We start from the raw sequence: 21,080 nt of genomic DNA, 5'->3' as shown, positions 1-21,080 counted from the left end.
TCCGTCGGTCATTGTGACTAAGGTATCAATGGAATATTTCTGCTCTTTCCAACCTCAATGTATAGACAAACAACTAAGTTCTCCTACAAAATCGTCCCTTCTCACAGGAAGACTAGACTGTTTAATAAGTATCGTGATTTTTCATTCTTTGTAGTAAACTAAACTGCAACAACTTACTTTTAAATACTCATGATTGAAATCTATAGAAAATCGAGGTGCCCCATGCTAGAAATCAAACGGATCGATCAAGAACACCAAGCTGATATCCGCTTGAAAAACGAACCCTTCTCCTTATGGGGGAAAATGCTGCCGTCTTATAGTGAGGGCAGCTGGCAGTACACGATCTGTAAATTTGCATCCGAAGACATTCAGACGATGCGTTTCCCAGATGAAAATTATTGCTATGATGAAATGAGCCGAAACAGTCTGTTTATCGGTGCTTATGATGATGGAAAATGCATCGGCTTAGCGATCGTTCAAGACGCTTTTTTCAAGTATCTGTACCTCTATGACTTAAAGGTCAACACAGACTACCGTAAGCAAGGAGTCGGTCAACTACTGATCCAACAGGCACTGAAAGCGGCCCTTGCCAAAGGTTATCGCGGCATCTACACGCAAGCACAGGACAACAATCCTTCTGCCTGTCTGTTCTACATGCGAGCAGGCTTTCGTATCGGAGGTCTGGATACGGAAGTGTACAAAGGAACCAATCAGGAAGGCAAAAGTGACATTTTGTTTTATTTGGATGCAGCGGAAACGGCAGGCAAAAAATAGCTGAAAAAAGAAAAAAATTCCTCCTGCCAGATGGTACACTTAAGGCAACAATGTTTTAGAAGGTGAGGAAGAAGAATGTACGTAGGATTTGATATTGGCGGAACAAGTATTAAATATGGTGTTTTAGATGAAACCGGAGCGATCCTTGAAAAATCTGCGATCCCTACTAGCTATGAGCCAGCCCAGTTTTATCAGGATCTACTCACGATCATCGAAGATGCCCAGAACCGCCACACGATTGATGGCATTGGGATCAGCGCCCCGGGGATCGTTCAAAAAGACGGCTTTATGTTAACTGCGGGCGCCATCAAATCGTTATATGGCGAAAATTTCAAAGCAGTCTTGGAAGCGCGTACAGGGTTGCCTGTGGCGGTGGAAAATGATGCCAATGCAGCAGCGATCGCTGAAAAATGGATCGGCAATGCGCAAGAGGCTGCCAACTATTTGTGTCTTGTCCTAGGCACTGGTGTAGGCGGTGGGATCGTGATCAATAATCAAGTCTACCGAGGTGCTCATGGCATGGCTGGTGAATTTGGCTGGATGGTGATCGATCAGCTGCCAGAAGAAGGCAATATCGAGGAAAGTTCCATCAATAAAAAAACTGCCGTCGTGGGCGGCTTGATTCGCCTCTACAATTTAGCGGGGGCAGCAGTTCCTGGCTTTGAACCCACCCAAGACGCCAAAGAGATTTTTGACCGCGCGCAGCAAGGCGAAGCGTTGGCGCTGAAGCTGACGGACCAATTTCTGACGGATCTGTCTGTAGGGCTGATCAATTTGATCAGCTGCTTTGACCCAGAATTGGTATTGATCGGCGGCGGCATCAGTGCCAATCCTTATTTCTGGGAACGCCTGCAGGCTCGCTTGACGATCACGGAAACACGGCATGAAGCGATCAATTATTTGCGCGGACAAACCATCGCACCTGTGCGTCCAGCGAAGCTGAAAAACGACGCCGGCTTGATCGGCGCAGTCTATCAGATCCATCAACAGCTGCACCGTTAAAAGTTCGGATATGCTATACTGGTGTAAATTGATTATCTAGGACAGCGAGGAACCAGCATGGCGCTTTTTGAACAATTAAACTTGAACAAGCTCTCTGCGGTAGAACAAGAAATCTACCGTTTTATCGTCAATCACTTAGAAAAGATTCCGTATATGCGCGTGCGCGACATTGCCGATGATGCCCATGTCTCTTCGACTTCGGTCTTTCGTTTTATTCAAAAAGTCGGCTTTCAGTCGTTTCCAGAATTTCGCTTCTATATCAAAAATCATTTAGAAAAAGCTCATTTTGACGCACATCCGGAACACTTAGGTTTAGAAGCGCGCATCAAAGGCTTGAATATGCAGATCTTCCACCCTGATGCGGAATACCAAATACGAAAACTCGCCGAAGCGATGCGGGATGCCGATTTGATCTTATTTATGGGGATGGGGGCATCCGGTGCGATTGCGCAATACGTTGCCCGCAAACTAGCCAGCCTCGGTTACTTTAGTATCAGCATTGATGAGCTAACCTACCCGATCAAAAGCTTTTTGCGAAAAGAGCAAAAGAATGTTTTGGTTTTTTTGAGTGACTCTGGTGAAACCAAAGAACTGATCGAAGTCATTACCGGTTTAGACAATCAGGCGATCGTGCAGAAGTACTGCATTACCCCTAATCGGGAAAGTACGTTGGCACGTCTGTGCGATTATTCGATCGAGTATGCGATCAAAGAGGAACGCAAAGACATCTTTCTTGATTTGACTAGTCAACTGCCTTCAGTAGCGATTTTAGAAACGCTGATCGGCTATTTGCAAGATTATCGTACCCATTCTTGATGGTTCAGTTTATTGAACCATCTTTTTTTGTAACACTGTGTTCCAGCTGCGGAATTTTTTTCATTTCTTGAGAGATATGTACGGAATCCGTATCCGCTTACTTTTAGTCGTTTTCATTCGCTATAATGATGGCATCAATTAATGAAAGGTGTTATTATTATGCAAAAATTCAATGACCTGTTAGACCGCTCGTTGGTACCGATCGCAACAAAGTTGAACAATCAACGCCACGTAGCAGCGATTCGAGATGCGTTCATGCTGATTTTCCCACTGACCATCGCTTCTTCTCTCGTTATTTTGGTCAACAATATTTTATTTTCCAATGAGAGTTTCATCGTGCAATTATTTCAACTGAATCGACTTTTCCCAAATCTGGAAAGTGCCCAGCAAGTCCTAGCTTCCGTGGCGAACGGGACCATCAACATTATGAGTTTATTTATTGCGTTTCTTGTTGCTCAGCTTTTAGCCAAGCATTTCCAAGCAGATGCTACGCTAGTTGGTTTGACAAGTGTCGCTGCCTTTATGATCTTGTACCCGACCTCCTTTGCAGTAGATGATGTCAATGTGATCTCCACACAATATTTAGGCGCCCAAGGGTTGTTTGTAGCTATGATCGTGGCTTGTTTGGTCGGTGAATTCTTGCCGAAGCTTTTCAAAGTCAAACGACTGCAGATCAAAATGCCTGAAATGGTACCACCAGCAGTTTCTCGTTCCTTTTCTGGCATGATTCCGATCGTGATCATCGTGGCAGTCACTGCTTTGATCAATTTCTTAGTTTTGATGATCGCACCAGAAGGCATCAATGAACTGATTTATAATGGGATCCAAAGTCCATTGCGGGATCTGGGGGGCAATGTCGTCGGTGTCTTGATCTTGGCGTTCTTGCAAACTACGTTGTTTGCGATCGGGATCCATGGACCAAATACTTTGAATGCGGTTCGTTCAGCGATTTTTACCGAACAGGACCTAGCTAACCTAGACTTTATCAACCAAGGCGGCTCCTTGTGGGACGTTCCTTACAAAGAAACTTGGGGCGTTTTAAATGATATGTTCGCAAATATGGGCGGAACTGGTATGACATTGGGCTTGATCATTGCGATCTTCATCGCTTCAAAACGTCCAGAACAACGTGAGATCGCTAAGATGTCCTTAGTTCCAGGAATTTTCCAAATCAATGAGCCGATGATCTTCGGTCTACCGATCGTCTTGAACCCAATCATGATCATTCCGTTTATTTTGACGCCAATGGTCAATATTTTAGTGGGTTATTTTGTCACTGTTGTCTGGCCGATCATGCCGACCCCAGCGATTGGGGTACCATGGACGACCCCCGGAATCATTAATCTCTTTTTAGGAACTGGAGGAAATGCGATCGCTGCAGTTGTCGGTGTCGTTTGTCTTGCGATTTCGGTCTTGATCTATTTGCCATTCGTGATCGCCTCTAACCGTTCCCAAAAAGTGGAATTATAAGCAAACGAATGAGTCGAGGAGGAATGAAATTTATGTCCGCAAAAATGCCAAAAGATTTTTTATGGGGCGGCGCGATCGCTGCCCATCAAGCGGAAGGCGCTTGGAATGTTGCTGGCCGTGGAATGAGTACCGCTGATGTTATGACGGCCGGTGGCAACGGTATTCCCCGTAAAATCACCAAAGGCGTCATTGAAGGAGAGTATTACCCGAACCATGAAGCCATTGACTTTTATCACCGGTACAAAGAAGATATCCAGTTATTCAAAGAGCTGGGCTTGAAATGTCTACGGACATCGATTTCTTGGAGTCGGATCTATCCAACTGGAACAGAAGAAGAACCAAATGAAGCCGGTCTCCAATACTACGATGATCTTTTCGACGAATTGCAGGCAAACGGCATCGAACCCGTGATCACTTTGTCCCACTTTGAAATGCCTTATGCCCTCTATGAAGAATTTGGTGGGTTTGCTAATAAAGAAGTGATTCCCCTCTTTGTCAAATTCGCCAAGACTGTTTTTCAACGGTATCGTGACAAAGTAACGTATTGGATGACCTTCAATGAGATCAATAATCAAGCAGATGGGCAAGAGCCGCTGCACGTTTGGACCAATTCTGCCATGATCATCGAGGATGACAGTCAAAAAGAAGCACTCGTCTTTCAAGCGGGCGTCAATGAGTTGATTGCCAGTGCGGCAGCGGTGATCGAAGGCAAAAAAATCAATCCAGATTTTCAGATTGGCTGTATGATGGCCTATGTCCCAGTCTACCCCTACTCTTGCGCACCCGCTGATTTGATGGCATCCGTCAAAGCCAATGAACGGCGCTATTTTTACAGCGACGTCCACGTACGAGGCAAGATCCCAACCTATGTGCAAAAATATTGGGCGAAAAAAGGCATCACGATTGAGATCACGCCCGAGGAACAAGCGCTATTAAAAGCGGGAACCGTTGATTATATTGGGTTCAGCTATTACATGTCAGGAACGATCTCAACCCTTGATGAGGTGGCTGGCACACCAACTGAGGATATCCCAGGAGCAAAAATCGTGAGTAATCCTTATATCAGTGCTTCTGATTGGGGCTGGCCTATTGACCCAGTCGGGTTGCGTTATGTGTTAAATACGATCTATCAACGCTATGACTTGCCACTATTTATCGTGGAAAATAGCTTCGGTGCTTACGATCAATTAACCGATGAGCAGCAAGTCCATGATGACTACCGCATCACTTACCTGAAAGAGCACATCGAACAGATGGAAAAAGCGGTAGTTGAAGATGGTGTACCGTTATTAGGCTATACGCCTTGGGGGATCATTGATATCGTCAGCTTCGGCAGCGGCGAAATGGAGAAACGCTATGGCATGATCTATGTCGACAAAGATAATACCGGGAAAGGAACCTTGAATCGTTTGAAAAAAGATTCCTTTGCGTGGTACCAGCAAGTGATCGCCTCCAATGGTGAAACGCTCTAATTACTGCTTCCATGACTAACGCACAAAAACCGCCCCCTCGTTGCGCCATACTCCTTTTCACATTAGGAGCCCGGCAACGAGGGGCGGTTTTCTTATTAAAGAGGGGCGCCATTGCGAGGATGGCTTTTCTTATCATCACTAAACACTCCCTCAATGCTGTGGTACACTATAGCTATTCATTTACTTTCACTTTAAGGAGGAGCTGCATGAAGCCGATATTTCGTTCGATCCAATCTCAAGATGATGGGCCCTTAGCCGCTATCATTCGCAAAAGTTTGACCGACCACCAGTTGGCGGTTCCAGGGACTGCCTATTTTGATCCCGAGTTAGACCACTTAAGTGAATTTTATGCAGCAGATCCTGCTAGCCGCCATTATTTTGTCGTCACTAATGAATCGGGTACCCTTTTAGGCGGCGGTGGTCTTGCCGCTTATGATTCAGAAGGGAAAATCGCCGAGCTGCAAAAATTTTATCTCAGTGATGCTGCCAAAGGGCAGCGCCTCAGCTATCCCTTGCTGGCGAAGATCGAGGCCAAAGCTGTTGAACTAGGTTATCGGCAACTCTATTTAGAATCCCATCATTCTCTAGAAGCAGCCTTGCATGTCTATCAAAAAGCCGGCTATCGCGCATTGTGCCAGCCACTATTGGCAGCACAGCATACCACGATGGATCGCTTTTATGTGAAAACACTCGCTGAAGAAAACGAATAGAAAAGCAGCCGTTCCTTGATCGCTAGGAATGGCTGCTTTTCCGTTATCCTTGTCCATAATAAGCATGTTCGCCATGCTTGCGGAAATAATGTTTATCCAGCAAATAATCAGCGATCGGTGTTCGATCCAAGGTCAAAGCTTCGGTACCTAATGCCATTTCTGCGACCTCTTCTAAAACAATACTATTGCTGACCGCTTGTTCCGCAGATTGCCCCCAAGTAAAGGGACCGTGTCCCGCTGTGAGGACAGCTGGGCATGCAAGTGGATCTAATCCCCGCTTTTCAAACGTCTCGACAATGACTTTGCCAGTTTCTTTTTCATAGTCTGCCGTTACCTCAGAGGCCCGTAACGGTCGTGTACAAGGGACACTACCATAAAAAGTATCCGCATGCGTCGTTCCATATGCAGGGATGTCTCGCTGTGCTTGCGCCCATTTTACCGCATTTGTCGAATGCGTATGGACGATCGCCTTGACGCCTTCGAAGTGCTTATACAATAGCGCATGGGTTTTGATATCCGAGGAAGGCTTCAACGCCTTCGCCTCTTTCGGCATTCCCGCTAAGTCGCAAACCACCATTGAGTCAATCGTCATCGTCTGATAATCAACACCGCTGGGTTTAATGACGATGATCCCTAAATCTCGATCGATCTCACTGACATTTCCCCAAGTTAGCTTTACTAGTCCTTCCTCAGGCAGTCTCTTATTGGCTTGATAGACTCGCTCTTTCATCAATTGAAGCTGATTGATCAAGGTAACCGACCTCCTTTAGTTTTGGTAATAAAAATGCTTTGGCTTGTTCGATTTCCGCAATCGGGTCAGCGCTCGTCTCACTCCACATCTCGATGACAAAAGAACCGTTGTAATTCAACCGCTTCAGCGTGCGTAAGCAGCCATCAAAATCAACACACCCAGTGCCAAACGGTACTTCTTTAAATTTTCCTCGAAACTTATCTGAAACCGCCAATGTATCTTTCAAATGAATCTGGGTTATCTCGCAAATGCCTTTTTCTAATTCATAACCGACATCATTTTCTGGCCAGGCCGATAGGTTCCCGACATCTGGATAGACTTGTAGATAGGGCGAAGGGATCTGCTCCTTGATCCGTAAATACTTTGAGATAGAATTTAGAAACGGATCATCCATGATCTCTAGTGACAAAACGACACCCTTTTCAGACGCCCTAGCGACCGCTTCTTTTAGATTGGCAATGAACCATTCTCGGCTACAAAGACTTTTTTCCTCATAGTACACATCGTATCCGGCTAATTGGATGCAGCGAATACCCAAATCTGAAGCCAGGTCAATGGCTTTTTCCATCAGATGCATCGCGTGCTTGCGCTTTTTTTCATCGATCGAACCAAAGGGAAACCGCCGATGTCCACTGAGACATAAAGACAAGATTTTGATCCCCGAGGCATAGATTGCCTCGACGATCTCTTTGCGTTGCTCTTGGTCCCACTCTAAGCGTGCCAAGCGTTCATCGGTTTCATCAATGGACATTTCAATGAAATCGAAGCCTCGGTCTTTGACAAACTGCAATCGTTCCGACCAAGAGAGGGTTTTGGGTGTTGCTTTTTCATATAGACCGATCAAACTCATGGAAAACTACCCCCAAATCCGTAAAATCTCTTGCTTGAAATCAACTGCTGCTTGTTGCGGATCGTCAGCTGCAGTGATGCCTCGTCCTGTGATAAAGGTATACACATCAATGCCAGCAAACAGAGCCAACGTCTCGACGCTCAATCCTCCCGTGACTGACACTCGAAACCCCATATCGATCAATTTACGGACTTTCGTTAAATCTTTTTCTCCCCATGTTTCACCAGCTAACAGTGCGTCACGACTTTGATGATAGATAGCTTGTGAGATGCCGGCATCTAGCCACTGCTGTGCTTGCTGGTAGGTCCAGTCACCATATAATTCTACTTGGATCTCAGCAATTTCTTTTGCCGCTGCCTTCATTGTTGGGATCGTTGCTGCACAAATCACGGTCATATAATCCGCGCCAGCTTGCTGGCAGTTTTTGGCGACCGTCCCACCGGCATCGGCACATTTTGTGTCTGCTACGATCAACTTTTCCGGATACATCGCTCGGAAACAGCGTAAGACCTGTGCTCCTTCTTGCAACAGTAAAATAGTTCCTGCTTCAATGATATCCACCACATCGCCAACTTTTTTGATATCAGCCAGTGCACCAGCTAAATCGGAGTGATCGCAAGCGATCTGCAGTTTTGGTATACTCATGAAATTCCCCTCTCTTTTGTTCGATCATCTTTTTGTTCTTGTCACGTCCTGATGCACTACTCCTTCGAAAGACCCGCTTCTCTGACCCGCTCAATAATTTCTTTAGGGGACATCACATTTCTGACTCCGATCACTGTTACGCCCTTTTCTTTGGCTTTATCGAACATATTGACAAAGTTCATTGGCGTAAAGACCACATCGTAATTCTTGGCGGTGCTTTTGCCTTCAGAAATCGCGCAATGATGAATAGAGGTGATCGTGATCCCTTCTGACTTCAAAGCTTTTTCGACACTCCGCATCATCATCAAACTTGTTCCTGATCCATTTGCACAAGATACCAATACTCTCATCTTCTTTTCCTCCTAAGAATTCATTATTTTTGTTTTTCTACATACGCATCATAATCATCTACGATCAAGAAATACCCTTCTGGATCTCTGCGGTACTGCAACTGTGGAATCACTAATAAGATCACCACTACAAGAACCACACCAATGATGCCTAAGAATTTCATCAATACTGTAAAGAATGGCCAGACGGTCGCCCAGTCGAACATCCCAAGATAGCCGCCATATTGAGACAATCCTACCCAAGTAGCGATCAATGCCGAACCACCGATCTGAATAATGCCTGATAAGAATGGGAAGAGACAAGCCGCTTTGATGCCTCCGCGGTTGTTGGCAAAAACGGCGATCGCTGCGTTATCAAAGAACAGTGGGATAAACCCAGCAATGACGATCGTTGGTGAACGGAACAAAATCAGTAAAGCAATCATTAAGAATTGTCCTAATGCACCGAATAAAAAGCCCACCGTCACGGCATTTGGCGACCCAAAGGCAAAGGTTGCGGCGATATCGATCCCTGGAACAGCACCTGGTAAAATCGTATTCGAGATTCCTTGGAATGACTCGGTCAATTCAGAAACGAAGGTGCGGACACCTAATTGAAGAATTGCTAAATAGACGGCAAACATTAGTGAAGTTTGTAAAATATAAAATAAGAAACTTTGTCCTTCTGCCATAAATCCTGCTGTTATTAAATAATCTTGTCCAAGCGTTACTAAAATGATACCGAAGAAAAAGAGCATCAAAATCGAAGTCGATACCATGTTTTCATTGAAGACCGATAAAAAACCCGGTAGTTCGACATCTTCTAATTTGCGGTTGGATTTGTTCTTTTTGAAGCGTTCCGCAAGTCGTGCAAAGAAGTAAACACCAAACATCTGTTGATGGGCAATCGCAAAACCAGCACCTTCCGTCAAATCTTGACAGATGCCAACGGTCAAATTGGACCCAACCGCCCAATAGCAGCCTAAGATCAAGCCCATGACAAGTAAGACTTCGATTCGACCCAAGTCTGGAAAACAGAATAGCAGCAGCCAAAAGGCCGTTGCGGCTTGCTGTACTTGCACATTTCCAGTAGTGAAGACGGCCCGCAGCTTCGTATATTTTTTGAAGCGAACGAGTAAGATATTAAAAACAAAGGCAATCAATAATAAGAGCATCGTGTCACCAAAGGTGCGTCCAAATCGTTCTTCAATGCCGGCGGTGATCGCATTTTGACCAAAATACGGGTCAGTGACCATCGCATCTAATTCAAAACGCTCCTTAAGCCCCACCAGGATCGGACGGAAATTATTGACCAATCCACCAGAGCCAATCGTCAAAATCAAGTAACCAACGGTGGCCTTTAAGAAACCTGCAACACATTCAACAAACGGCCGTTTCAATAGTAAGTAACCAATCAGTACAATAAAACCGATCAAAAAAGCTGGCTGCATCAAAATATTCTGAGCAAAGTAATCCCAGCATCTCAATAAGAAATCTCCTACCATTTCCATCTAATCCCTGCTTTCTTTTTGGTCATATTTCTCCATCACCGCTTCAAAATCTGCCATTGTTTTTACACCTAGTAAATCTTCCACCAGCCCTTCTTCCATCAGCATTTCGGATAAACTAGCGATATTGTTCATATGTGCTTCAGCGTTTTTGGCAGCGAGCATAAAGAACAACTGCGCCTCTTTGTCGGGGTCATCATCTTGAAATGAAACGGGGGCTGGAAAAATCGTCAATCCGATCCCCGTTCCTAAGACACCTTTGCTTTCTGCTGAAGAATGGGGCATGGCTACTTTGGGAATGATCACAATATAAGGACCGTATTTATGAACATCCCGAATGACATCTTCAATATACTGATCCGTGATCAACGCCTTTTGCTTTAATCCTTCGCCACTCGCCCAGATAGCGGCTTCCCAATCTTCGGGCTGTTCATGATTGATCGCAACCAACTCATTTTCATAAAAATAACGCAGCATTACCTTTGCTCCTTTCAAATTTGGCTTTTGCAGCATCCCCCCTTCTTTTATAAAAAAGAAGGGAATGGCGTATCATTATCGACCGAAAATACATCTTTGAAACCGCGATAGAAATTAAATTCAAGATCATCTTTATTCGTTGGGTAGGTAAATTTGCCGCCAACTTGCCAAATGTACGGTTTAAACTCATAGTGCAAACGATCTTTTTTAAACTTCCAAATCTCAGTGATCTCCTTTGGATCAGCCATAAAATTGGACCAGATATCATAGTGTACAGGTATCACTACTTTGGCATTGAGGGATTCTGCCATCCGCAACATATCGACTGAAGTAACCTTGTCGGTGATGCCCCGCGGGTTTTCGCCATATGCACCTAAGCAAACATCGATCTTGTACTGATTTCCATGCTTGGCAAATACATTCGAATAATGAGAATCTCCAGCGTGATAAATCGCCCCACCGGAAGTCTCAAACAAGTAATTGACTGCGATACGATCCATGTCCTGTGGTATTTTTCCTTTCAAGCTGGTATCCGGGTCTTCACAAGTAATCAGAGCGGTTCGATCGAATGCTTCTAAAGCGACGATTTTCACCTGCCCAATGGTCACTTCATCCCCTGGTTTGACCACGATGGTTTTTTCTTCTGGTATTCCCCATTTCAACCAAGTTGCAACGACTTCATGGGGACCGACGAATTTTGCTTCTGGACAATTTTGATGGACTGCAGCTGCGGTATTGATGTCTAAATGATCGGAATGAATATGGGTCACCACTAACGCATCCACTCCTTTGATTTCAAATGGATCGATCACAAAAGGCTGCGTCCGTAGGTTAGGCTGCATTTCCTGTACACCACTCATCCGCATCATTTGATGGCCTTTTTTCATTTGCCCATTCCCATGACTGCGTTTGCCAGTGCCGCACCAAAGGTCGCATAAAATGTTGGTTCCTTCCGCACTCTTTAACCAAATACCCGTACAGCCTAGCCACCACATGGAAACTGTGCCTTCTTTCACAAGTTCACTTTCGATCTCCTCGTTTAAATAGGTTCCCCATTCTGGAAACGTATTTAACAGCCAACTCTCTTTCGAAACATCATTTACGTGTACCATATTTGTTCCTCCCTTGCTTATTTACACCTTGATTCTAACATATAGAAAAACGCTTTCAATCAAGTTTTATGTTAATTTATCTTATTATATGTTAATTTACCGAGAAATAAATGTGATTATTTAATATATATGGTAATGTTTCTGTGATATGTTAAAATGAGTTCGAAAGAAGAAACGATAAAAAAATGGCAGTTTCTAAACGACGGCTGTGCGATTATCCCGCGAATTCGTGAGAAAGAGACACGTGATTTTGCTGCACAGGATAATTGCAAGCTGGACAGATGATAGAAGACAATAATAGAAAAAAGCGCATGTGAGGAGGAAGTATCGTGAAACGTTCCAATGAAGAAGTGAGGCAAAGAAGAAAACAATTGATCGATTTGATAAAAGCATCTGGTCTTTCTGATGTGAGGACCCTCAGTCATCAGTTGGGAGTATCAGAGATGACGATCCGCAGAGACTGTACTGTCCTCAGTGAGATGGGTCAGATCAAACAAACCCACGGAAAAATCGAATACTGTGAAGCATATGAAGATGAAGCACATCCCACCGACTCGATCGAGTACATCAAAGATCGACTGGCCAAAGAAGCGGCTCGCCAAGTAAAAGATGGCGATACCCTTTTCGTCAATACGAGTACCAGTGCGGCTCAAACGTTGCGCCATCTTACAGACAAACGAATCAGTTTGCTGACAAACAACACGAGTGTGATCCAAATGGAACACCATCCAAAATCAACGATCGTTTTAAGTGGCGGCGAAATACGTTACCCTAAAGCGGCATTGTCAGGAGACATCGCCGTGGAGTCATTTTCTCACGTTCGTTCTGATGTTACGATCATTGGCTGTAGTGGGTTAGATTTACAGACCGGCATTTCCACTTCAGTAATCCACGAAGCCAAAGTCAATGCGAAAATCATCGAAAATTCTGGCAAGTTGATCGTTATCGCGGATTATCGCAAAATCGGTAAGCAATCCAATTTTACGATTGGCGCAATTGCAGATATCGATCTGCTGATCACCGATCATTATTCTGATCCCAAAGTCATCGATTTGATTGAGCAACAAGGTGTTCAAGTCATCCAAGTACCCGTCTAACCTTCTTTGCCGCTAAAAAAAGCCCGACAGTTGATCTGAAAAGTCACGCCTTGCTGCCTCTTCCAACAGAAACAGCAAAGCGTGCCCTTCGATCAACCGTCGTGGCTTTTTCCGTTAAACAATCGTGCGCTTCAAACGTGCTTTATGGGTCGTGCCTCTTGTGAATTAGAGCCGCAGCAACCAAATCAATGCAACAGCACCCACGGTTTGGACAGCACCAACGGAAAGACCATAGAATAAAAAGCGCGGGCCTTCTTTTAAAAACTTGCGGAAATCCAAGCGCAAACCAATGGCTGCCAACGCCGTCGTTTCAAACCACGTACTGATAAAATGAGCGCCCTCATTCAACCAGCTAGGCAGCGGCAAGAAGCTGTTCAAGATACAGATGGTCAAGAAGCCCAACACATACCAAGGGATCGGCAGCCGCCGATTGCCTTTGGCTTTGGTTTTGGTGGGGGTCTTTGTCGTCATTCGTTCAAAAACAATGACGACGACTGCCAACATGATGATGCGTGCGATTTTAAAGAGCATCGCGTATTTGACGGTGTCGGCATCAATCAAACTAGCCCCCGCCACGACTTGTCCGACGGATTGCAGCGTGCCACCAAGTAAGGCGCTTTTTTGCAACAGATCATAGCCGTATAAGGCCAAGCCTAAAAACGGCAGCGTCAGCATCATCACTGTTCCTAAAAGATTGACCAAGGTGATGATCTGCCCTTTTTCTTCATCATCGGCATCAATGGCCGGTGCGATCGCCGCAATCGCAGAGGATCCGCAGACAGCATTGCCGCCTGCCATCATCAGGCTCATCTTTTGATTAAAGCCCATTTTTTTCCCTATCAAATAAGCAGCGGTAATGACCAAGCTCATCATCAGCAATATAAAGAGAAAGCCCCGAAGGCCCATTTCACTGATGGTCTGGAAAGTGACGGTAAAGCCCAGCAAAACCACCGAATATTCCAAGAGCCGACTTTCCGCAACCTTCGTTCCGACTTGATAGCGTTCTTGCTTGAACAGTGTATTTCCTAAAATGATTCCTAATAAAATAGCAAGGGTTGCTCCCCCTAATTTTGGCACAGCCAAAGCCATGATTCGGGCGATGACGGCTACCGAAAAGGATAGGAACAAACCGGGAAGTATCAAAGCTGTTTGTCGTTGCTTCATTGCTTTCATCCTTTCATATAACATCCATTATACACAGATTGACCGATCAGTAGGATTTATTGGTATAATAGTTATGATTGAATTTTCTAATGGAAGGGATTGCAATGTTAAAATTACTGGAGACCTTCAAGATGGTCTATGAAACGAAAAATTTTTCGAAAGCTGCCGAATTGCTGTTTATTTCGCAGCCCACGGTTTCTGCTCAGATCAAGCAGTTGGAACAAGACCTGGATACACCGCTTTTTTTACGCAATGGTCGCAAAAACGTGATCGCCACGCCCCAAGCAGAGTACCTTTACGAAAAGGCACTGAATTTATTGGATGAGTGGTCGACGATCACCAGCGAGATCCATACCAACACGCAGCATCAAAGCCACTGTGCCCTAGGCATCTCTCATACCTATGCGATGGCCTTGATGCCTGACTTGATGATTGCTTTATACAACGCCTTTCCCACGGTGCGTTTTCGGGTATCGATGATGAACTCCGCTGAAGTCTTAACAGCCCTTGAACAACATCAATTAGATTTAGGGATCATTGAAAAACCCTTATCTGCACCAAGTATTTTGCGTTTCCCGATTTTGAAAGATCAGCTCGTCTTAGCTGGTGATCCCCAAGTCGGTCCTTGGCTCGTTCGAGAAGCGAGTTCTGGTGTCTACTATTACACTAAGCGCTATCTAGAGGAACAAAATATTCAAGGACCGATCATTGAGATCGCCAGCAATGAATTGATCGTCGCTTTACTGAAACAAGGCTTCGGCTGTTCGATCCTTTCCAAGCGAGCCGCCCACGGCATTGGCTATCAACTGCTGGATAAAAATTTTGAGCGGCAATTTTACCTCATCCAGCGCAAAGCCGTCACAGAACCAGCCATCGAGGGATTGCGGACCTTCATTCAGGAGTGGTCGCAAAACGATCCCTCACAGGTGGCAAGCGTATAAAAACAAACTGATTTTTTTGGGGGAACCACCGCCTCGTGGGATTTCTTAACCTTTTCTTACGATTACGCTTCCTCGCTGCCCATCTGGTCCGTTTGATTGTTTCTTAAGAAATTTGTGCTAAAATGAAGAGTACTGGCTATGGGCTCTAATGTTCCCCTTTTCGGTGGATCTTAGACCGCCCTTTGACTACTTTTGCAGTTCGTGAGCAAACCAGTAAGAAAGGATCTTGAAATGAACGAACAAATCAAGAACAAATTAGCGCTGCTTCCCGATCAACCTGGTTGTTATTTAATGAAAGATAAAAATAACAAAATCATCTATGTTGGGAAAGCCAAAATTTTAAAAAATCGTGTCCGTTCGTACTTTACCGGCAGTCACGATACGAAAACCGAACGGCTCGTTCAAGAAATCAATGATTTTGAGTACGTCGTTACCGAATCAAATACGGAAGCCTTATTGCTGGAAATCAATTTGATTCAAAAAAACAAACCGAAATACAATATCATGCTAAAGGACGACAAGTCGTATCCTTTTATTAAAGTGACCAAAGAGCGCTATCCGCGTCTGATCATCACTCGTAAAGTTTTAAAAGACGGGGCTTTATATTTTGGCCCTTATCCTGATGCACGAGCAGCCAACGAAACCAAACGGGTGCTGGATCGCCTCTTTCCATTGCGAAAATGCGGTCCTTCTCAAAAGCGGCCTTGTCTTTATTATCATTTGGGTCAATGCGTCTGTCCTTATGTCAACAATGTAGATCCCAAGGATTATCAGAAGATCGTTGATCAAGTCAAACACTTTTTCCACGGCGGTCACGTCGATATTTTGAAAGACCTGAAAGAGAAGATGGGCGAAGCCATTGAAACGTTAGAGTTTGAACGAGCGGCTGAGCTGCGGGATCAGATCCAAGCAATCGATACCGTCATGACGCGACAAAAAATGACTCTGACAGATCTGATGGACCGTGATGTCTTTGGCTACAGTGTCGACAAAGGCTGGATGTGTGTCCAAGTCTTTTTTATCCGTCAAGGAAAGCTGATCGAACGAGAAGTCTCTTTGTTTCCTTTCTACAATGAAGCGGATGAGGATTTCTTGACCTTCGTCGGCCAGTTTTACCAAAAGAATGAGCACTTCATTCCCAAAGAAGTCTTTGTTCCGCAAAATGTCGATGCTGCCCCATTAGAAGCGCTGCTGGAAACCAAAGTCCTGCAGCCCCAACGAGGCGACAAAAAGAAATTGGTCGATTTGGCCAATAAAAATGCCCGCATTGCCTTGGCACAAAAATTTGCGTTGATCGAGCGTACTGAAGAACGGACGATCGGTGCAGTGGATCGTCTAGCCGAAGCCATGGGGATCGCGACACCTTATCGGATCGAAGCCTTCGATAACTCCCACATCATGGGGACCGACCCAGTGTCTGCAATGGTGGTTTTTGTCGACGGGAAGCCGTTTAAAGATGATTATCGGAAATATAAGATTCGTACTGCACAAGGCGGCGACGATTATGGCTCTATGCAAGAAGTCATCTATCGCCGATACTCTCGTGTCCTAAAAGAAAACCTGCCTTTTCCTGATCTGATCATCATCGATGGTGGGAAAGCCCAAGTCGGTGCCGCCCAAGAAGTGCTGTATAACCAGCTAGGTTTAGATATTCCCGTTGCCGGTTTAGTGAAGAACAACAAACACAAAACCAGCGAGTTGATTTTCGGGGAATTTTTAGATCCGATCCAGCTGGAACGCAATTCTGTCGAATTCTTTTTGCTGCAACGGATCCAAGATGAGGTCCATCGTTTTGCGATCACCTTCCATCGCCAACTGCGCAGCAAAAACAGCTTTTCTTCCAAACTGGATGAAATTCCTGGCTTAGGACCAAAACGCAAGCAACAGCTGATGAAAACCTTCAAGTCGTTAAAAAACATCCAAGCAGCTTCCGTGGAAGAGATCCAGCAAGCTGGCATCCCCAAAGCCGTTGCGGAAACTATCTTAGCCAAACTAGGTGATCAAAACCAACCCACTTCTTAAGTCAAAACAAAAACGCTCCATAGCCAACAGTAGCTATGAAGCGTTTTTTCGTTGAAGAAGCATTTTGTAAGCCGTTACTTTTTGCGGTGCTGTAACAGGTCAGGCTTCATGTCTAACATGGAATAGCCACGAACATCATACCGATTGCGGCTGCAGGAATAGTCCACTGGACGTCCCGATTCTAAATAGATGATCTGTTCTAATTCCAATACTGGGTCATCTGCTTGGCACGCTAAATAGGTTTGATCGTATTCATCGCTTTTGGCAGCCTGAAAAGTCCGATAAGCACCAGCAAATTTGTAGCCTAAATCTTGCAGTAGATAGTCATAGACGGATTCTTCCAAGATCTCTTTCGTCAAACCGCTGACCAGATCCAACGGCATATAGGAATGCTCGAGTATGTATGGATTGCCTTCTAAGATCCGCAAACGGATCACATGATAGATTGGTTGTTCGGCAGTGATCTGAAGCATCTCTTGAATTCTTGTTGTAGGAAAACAGACTTCAAAGGTGATGACTTGGCTAGTCAATGTCCGTTTTTCTTGTTTCATCTGATAGCTCAGGCCTTTGTATTCTGTCACCGATGAGGTATCTTTGCCCCAAAAGGAATGATTCAAAACTTTGGTCCCTAAGCCGCGCTTTGTCAGCAGCAAGCCTTCCATAATCAGGATATTCACCGCATTTTTAATCGTCATTCGGCTGACGCCAAACTCTTCCACTAACTCTGTTTGATAAGGTAAAAGACTGTCTTTCGGATAAGTTCCGTCCTTGATTCTTTTACGCAGAACATCTGCGATCTCCATATATTTGGGCATTTTGCCACCTCCAAAACGTGTGTTGTATTGTATTGATTGAAAAACGAGAAAAGAACCGGCCAAACGAAAAGAGTGTCATCACACCACTGCACCTTCCAATGAAGCAGTGTGATAAGGGGTATTGCACTCTGATCGCGGCCGGATAAGGTCTATTACGTTTGGCGCTTGTTTCTAATCGACTCGATCAGACATTACGCATTTTTTAAACGGCGTGTTTCTTGAATTTGCGCCATTTTCACGAACGGCAAGTAGATAACGATTGACAAGATCAAGTTAACAGCTGCCAAGATTCCGCCAGCAATACTTTGTGTCGACAAAATACCGCCGATGATTGGTGGCGTCGTCCATGGTGCGATGACGGTACTTGCAGGAACTAAGCCAGTTGCGGTTGCAAAATAAGCAGTCGTTACTAAAACAAGTGGGGTCAACACATATGGGATGAACAAGATTGGGTTTAAGACAACTGGCAACCCAAACATCACTGGTTCATTGATCATGAACACACCTGGTGCAATGGATAGTTTTGCGACAGTCATATACGCTTTATGATGACGAGCAACTAAAAAGATCGCAATCAAAAGACCTAGTGTCGCACCTGTTCCGCCGATGTTCACGAAAGAATCAAAGAATGGTTTGTTCACGATATAAGGCAAATCTGTTCCTGCTTCTAATGCTCGTGCGTTTGCTTCGATCGCAGGCACATTGATCGTTTGCATGAACGGGTCGATGATGTTGGCACCATGTAAACCAAAGAACCATAAGAATGCAGAGATAAAACCTAATAGCAAAGCAGCTGGGTAAGAGTTTGCCAAGCCCATGAATGGTTGTTGCACCAATTCATAGAAGGACAATACGATACTTGTCACACCAAATGCTTGGAAAATTGCTGTAAACAAAGCAAAGATCGATACGGTGATCATTGCTGGGAATAATGCAGCAAATGAACGTGAAACTGCTGGTGGTACGCCATCAGGCATGTTGATGACTAAGCGTGGGTTGCCAGCTAGACGACGGAAGATCTCAGTAGAAATGATCGATACGATTAATGCTAAAAATAATCCTTGAGAACCAAGTCCGGCAGCTGTTAACAAACCATCTGGGCCTGTCGCCATTGCACCTAATGCGAAGAAACTTGCAACTGAGATCGCCCCAGCACCTAATGCGTCTTGATTGTAGCTTTTAGCTAAATTATACGCTACTGTGAAAGCGATTAACAGACCAAGTATTGAAAAAGTACCTGCTGACAAGTTGTTCCCAAAGGCTTGCCATGTTCCTTCACCAAAAATGCCATTCATAAAATCAATATAGGCAGGGATTGGTAAGTTGTTGATCAATACCCCAAAAGAGCCTAAGATCATCAACGGCATCGTTACGATAAATCCGTCACGAATGGCCACTAGATGTCTTTGAGAGCCTATTTTAGAAGCGATCGGAATAAAGTGCTTCTCCATAAATCCAATAAATTTATCCATTGTTTTTTCTCCTTTCAAACCCTAAACAAAATAATGAAACCGATTTCTACTAAAGAATACCACGAGAACGTTTCCATGTCTAGTCTTTTCTTTATCAAAACTGTGCTTTTATTTAACCCAGCTTATCATTTGCAAAAACAGGTGGTTTTTTAATAGAATCCCCCCTTTGAAATTAGCCAGAAAAAATCCGCGATTTTACACAAAAAAAGCAATGCTGATTCCTACAGCATTGCTTTTTTCATTGTTATTAAAAGCCGTTATTATCAGAAACTTCTTTAAACCAACGACCTGATTTTTTCACCGTTCGTTTAGCATCATTTGCTAAGTCAACGGAGATAAATCCGTAACGGTTCTTGTAAGCATTGGTCCATGACCAGTTGTCCATGCAGGTCCACATATGGTAGCCAACACAATTGGTTCCTTCTTGGATCGCTTGGTGGACGTACTTCAAGTGGTCAGAGACAAATTCGATGCGGTAATCATCTTCGATCACGCCATCAGCATTGACGAAACGTTCTTCTCCTTCGACACCCATGCCATTTTCAGAAATGTAGCACTTGATATTGCCATAGTTTTCTCGCGTGTTCGTCAAAATATCATAGATCCCTTTTTCATAGATTTCCCATCCACGATACGGGTTCATTTTCTTGCTCGGCATATCATAGTTATCAAAGTAATCATCAGGCATTGGACTTTTCGCTTGATCGATCGGTGATTCTTTCTTCATGATACGACGAGGTTGATAATAATTGATCCCCAACAAGTCGATCGTATTTTCGCGAATCGTTTGTAAATCATCGGCTTCCATCGCTGGTACCATATCCAATTCCTTGACGATGGTCACTAATTCTTCTGGGAACGTGCCTTTGACCGCAGGGTCTAAGAAAGAACGATTAAAGAAGGCATCCGCGATTTGCGCTGCTTTGACATCCTCTGGATCATTCTCATCTCTTGGATAGCTTGGCGTCAAGTTCAAGATGATGCCGATCTCCCCATCAAGGTTCATCTCATGATAGACTTTGATGGCTTTAGCACTCGCCAACGTTTCGTGGAACCCAACTTGGACTGCATGTTTCATGTTGATCTCATTCGGATAATGGAATTGGTAAAGATAGCCGCCTTCAACAGGGACGATCGGTTCATTATGAGTGAACCATTTCTTGACACGATCACCAAATAATGTAAAGCAGGTTTGCGCAAATGCGACATAGGCATCCACGGTCTCTCGGTTCAACCAGCCGCCTTTTTCTTGCAGCGCCATCGGCATATCGAAGTGGTAAAGGTTCATGAAAGGTTCGATCCCGTTGGCGATCAACTCATCAATGTAGGCATTGTAAAAATCAACGGCTTTTTGATTGACTTCTCCTTTGCCTTGCGGGAAGAGACGACTCCATTGGATCGATGTCCGAAACGTCGTATGGCCGGTTTCTTTCATTAGTTGAATATCTTCTTGATAGCGTGTATAGACTTGCGAGGTTTTTTCAGGACCTACCTCATTGAAAAATTTCTCTGGTTCCTGCTGATACCAGTAATCCCAGATGCTTGCCCCTTTGCCATCGCCTTCAAATACACCTTCTGTTTGTGGGCCACTAGCGGCTGACCCCCACCAAAAGCCTGCTGGAAATTGATAATCCATCTTCATTCACTCCTCAT

Annotated in this window: 20 protein-coding genes; 9 read left to right on the top strand and 11 right to left on the bottom strand. The window is 44.6% G+C overall.

Features of this window, described 5'->3' with window-relative positions:
• Positions 1-222 precede the first annotated feature (222 nt).
• From A5883_RS14570 to A5883_RS14545, 6 genes are all read left to right on the top strand, one after another.
• The gene (locus A5883_RS14570; RefSeq protein WP_086338905.1) at positions 223-774 is read left to right on the top strand and encodes a GNAT family N-acetyltransferase; all 552 of its coding nucleotides are present in this window, start codon (positions 223-225) and stop codon (positions 772-774) included.
• A gap of 75 nt (positions 775-849) precedes the next feature.
• The gene (locus tag A5883_RS14565) at positions 850-1,776 is read left to right on the top strand and encodes an ROK family protein (protein WP_086338904.1); all 927 of its coding nucleotides are present in this window, start codon (positions 850-852) and stop codon (positions 1,774-1,776) included.
• A gap of 57 nt (positions 1,777-1,833) precedes the next feature.
• On the top strand, positions 1,834-2,592 hold the full coding sequence (locus A5883_RS14560) for a MurR/RpiR family transcriptional regulator (protein WP_086338903.1): 759 nt from the start codon (positions 1,834-1,836) through the stop codon (positions 2,590-2,592).
• 159 nt (positions 2,593-2,751) lie between these two features.
• Positions 2,752-4,062: a PTS sugar transporter subunit IIC gene (locus tag A5883_RS14555; protein ID WP_008376519.1), complete on the top strand. Its 1,311-nt coding sequence runs from the start codon at positions 2,752-2,754 to the stop codon at positions 4,060-4,062.
• A 32-nt stretch (positions 4,063-4,094) separates the two neighbouring features.
• Entirely contained in the window at positions 4,095-5,534 is a 1,440-nt protein-coding gene (locus A5883_RS14550; RefSeq protein ID WP_086338902.1) for a 6-phospho-beta-glucosidase, read from the top strand.
• Positions 5,535-5,740: 206 nt separating this feature from the next.
• Positions 5,741-6,244 (top strand): GNAT family N-acetyltransferase, encoded by a 504-nt coding sequence (locus A5883_RS14545; protein WP_034859148.1) that lies wholly within the window; start codon positions 5,741-5,743, stop codon positions 6,242-6,244.
• A gap of 43 nt (positions 6,245-6,287) precedes the next feature.
• On the opposite strand, the gene araD is transcribed toward A5883_RS14545, so the two are convergent.
• The 7 genes from araD to ulaG are packed head-to-tail and all read right to left on the bottom strand — an operon-like array spanning position 6,288 to position 11,916.
• Positions 6,288-6,974, bottom strand: coding sequence for an L-ribulose-5-phosphate 4-epimerase AraD (gene araD / locus A5883_RS14540; RefSeq protein ID WP_086339155.1), 687 nt, complete (start codon positions 6,972-6,974; stop codon positions 6,288-6,290).
• Complete coding sequence (locus A5883_RS14535; protein WP_010748565.1) at positions 6,946-7,845, bottom strand: L-ribulose-5-phosphate 3-epimerase; 900 nt, start codon at positions 7,843-7,845, stop codon at positions 6,946-6,948. Before A5883_RS14535 ends, araD begins: the two co-directional genes overlap by 29 nt.
• Before the next feature lie 6 nt (positions 7,846-7,851).
• Positions 7,852-8,490 carry a 3-keto-L-gulonate-6-phosphate decarboxylase UlaD gene (locus tag A5883_RS14530; protein WP_010748564.1) on the bottom strand — a complete coding sequence of 213 codons (639 nt, stop codon included), beginning with the start codon at positions 8,488-8,490 and terminating at the stop codon, positions 7,852-7,854.
• Positions 8,491-8,546: 56 nt separating this feature from the next.
• Entirely contained in the window at positions 8,547-8,840 is a 294-nt protein-coding gene (locus tag A5883_RS14525; protein WP_008376531.1) for a PTS sugar transporter subunit IIB, read from the bottom strand.
• A 23-nt stretch (positions 8,841-8,863) separates the two neighbouring features.
• Complete coding sequence (locus A5883_RS14520) at positions 8,864-10,330, bottom strand: PTS ascorbate transporter subunit IIC (RefSeq protein WP_016609056.1); 1,467 nt, start codon at positions 10,328-10,330, stop codon at positions 8,864-8,866.
• Positions 10,331-10,804: a PTS sugar transporter subunit IIA gene (locus tag A5883_RS14515; protein ID WP_086339154.1), complete on the bottom strand. Its 474-nt coding sequence runs from the start codon at positions 10,802-10,804 to the stop codon at positions 10,331-10,333.
• A gap of 47 nt (positions 10,805-10,851) precedes the next feature.
• Positions 10,852-11,916, bottom strand: coding sequence for an L-ascorbate 6-phosphate lactonase (ulaG, locus tag A5883_RS14510; RefSeq protein WP_086338901.1), 1,065 nt, complete (start codon positions 11,914-11,916; stop codon positions 10,852-10,854).
• A gap of 329 nt (positions 11,917-12,245) precedes the next feature.
• On the opposite strand from ulaG, the gene A5883_RS14505 reads away from it, so the two are divergent.
• Positions 12,246-13,013, top strand: a complete 768-nt coding sequence (locus tag A5883_RS14505; RefSeq protein ID WP_010748560.1) for a DeoR/GlpR family DNA-binding transcription regulator — start codon at positions 12,246-12,248, stop codon at positions 13,011-13,013.
• A gap of 165 nt (positions 13,014-13,178) precedes the next feature.
• On the opposite strand, the gene A5883_RS14500 is transcribed toward A5883_RS14505, so the two are convergent.
• The gene (locus A5883_RS14500) at positions 13,179-14,201 is read right to left on the bottom strand and encodes a YeiH family protein (RefSeq protein WP_086338900.1); all 1,023 of its coding nucleotides are present in this window, start codon (positions 14,199-14,201) and stop codon (positions 13,179-13,181) included.
• Positions 14,202-14,266: 65 nt separating this feature from the next.
• Between A5883_RS14500 and A5883_RS14495 the strand changes: the two genes are divergently transcribed.
• Positions 14,267-15,118, top strand: coding sequence for a LysR family transcriptional regulator (locus A5883_RS14495; protein ID WP_086338899.1), 852 nt, complete (start codon positions 14,267-14,269; stop codon positions 15,116-15,118).
• A 231-nt stretch (positions 15,119-15,349) separates the two neighbouring features.
• On the top strand, positions 15,350-17,140 hold the full coding sequence (uvrC, locus tag A5883_RS14490; RefSeq protein WP_086338898.1) for an excinuclease ABC subunit UvrC: 1,791 nt from the start codon (positions 15,350-15,352) through the stop codon (positions 17,138-17,140).
• A gap of 74 nt (positions 17,141-17,214) precedes the next feature.
• Here uvrC and A5883_RS14485 read toward each other — a convergent pair whose 3' ends face one another.
• From A5883_RS14485 to A5883_RS14470, 3 genes are all read right to left on the bottom strand, one after another.
• Positions 17,215-17,955: a GntR family transcriptional regulator gene (locus tag A5883_RS14485; RefSeq protein WP_008376546.1), complete on the bottom strand. Its 741-nt coding sequence runs from the start codon at positions 17,953-17,955 to the stop codon at positions 17,215-17,217.
• Between the two features lie 191 nt (positions 17,956-18,146).
• Complete coding sequence (locus A5883_RS14480) at positions 18,147-19,427, bottom strand: PTS sugar transporter subunit IIC (RefSeq protein ID WP_086338897.1); 1,281 nt, start codon at positions 19,425-19,427, stop codon at positions 18,147-18,149.
• Between the two features lie 247 nt (positions 19,428-19,674).
• Positions 19,675-21,063, bottom strand: coding sequence for a glycoside hydrolase family 1 protein (locus A5883_RS14470; RefSeq protein ID WP_420870395.1), 1,389 nt, complete (start codon positions 21,061-21,063; stop codon positions 19,675-19,677).
• Positions 21,064-21,080: the final 17 nt, after the last annotated feature.

Origin of the sequence: Enterococcus sp. 5B3_DIV0040, assembly GCF_002140755.1 — a bacterium.
Lineage (GTDB): Bacteria > Bacillota > Bacilli > Lactobacillales > Enterococcaceae > Enterococcus_D > Enterococcus_D casseliflavus.
Note: the sequence above shows the minus strand (reverse complement) of the source record. Positions and strands in the feature narration are given on the sequence as shown.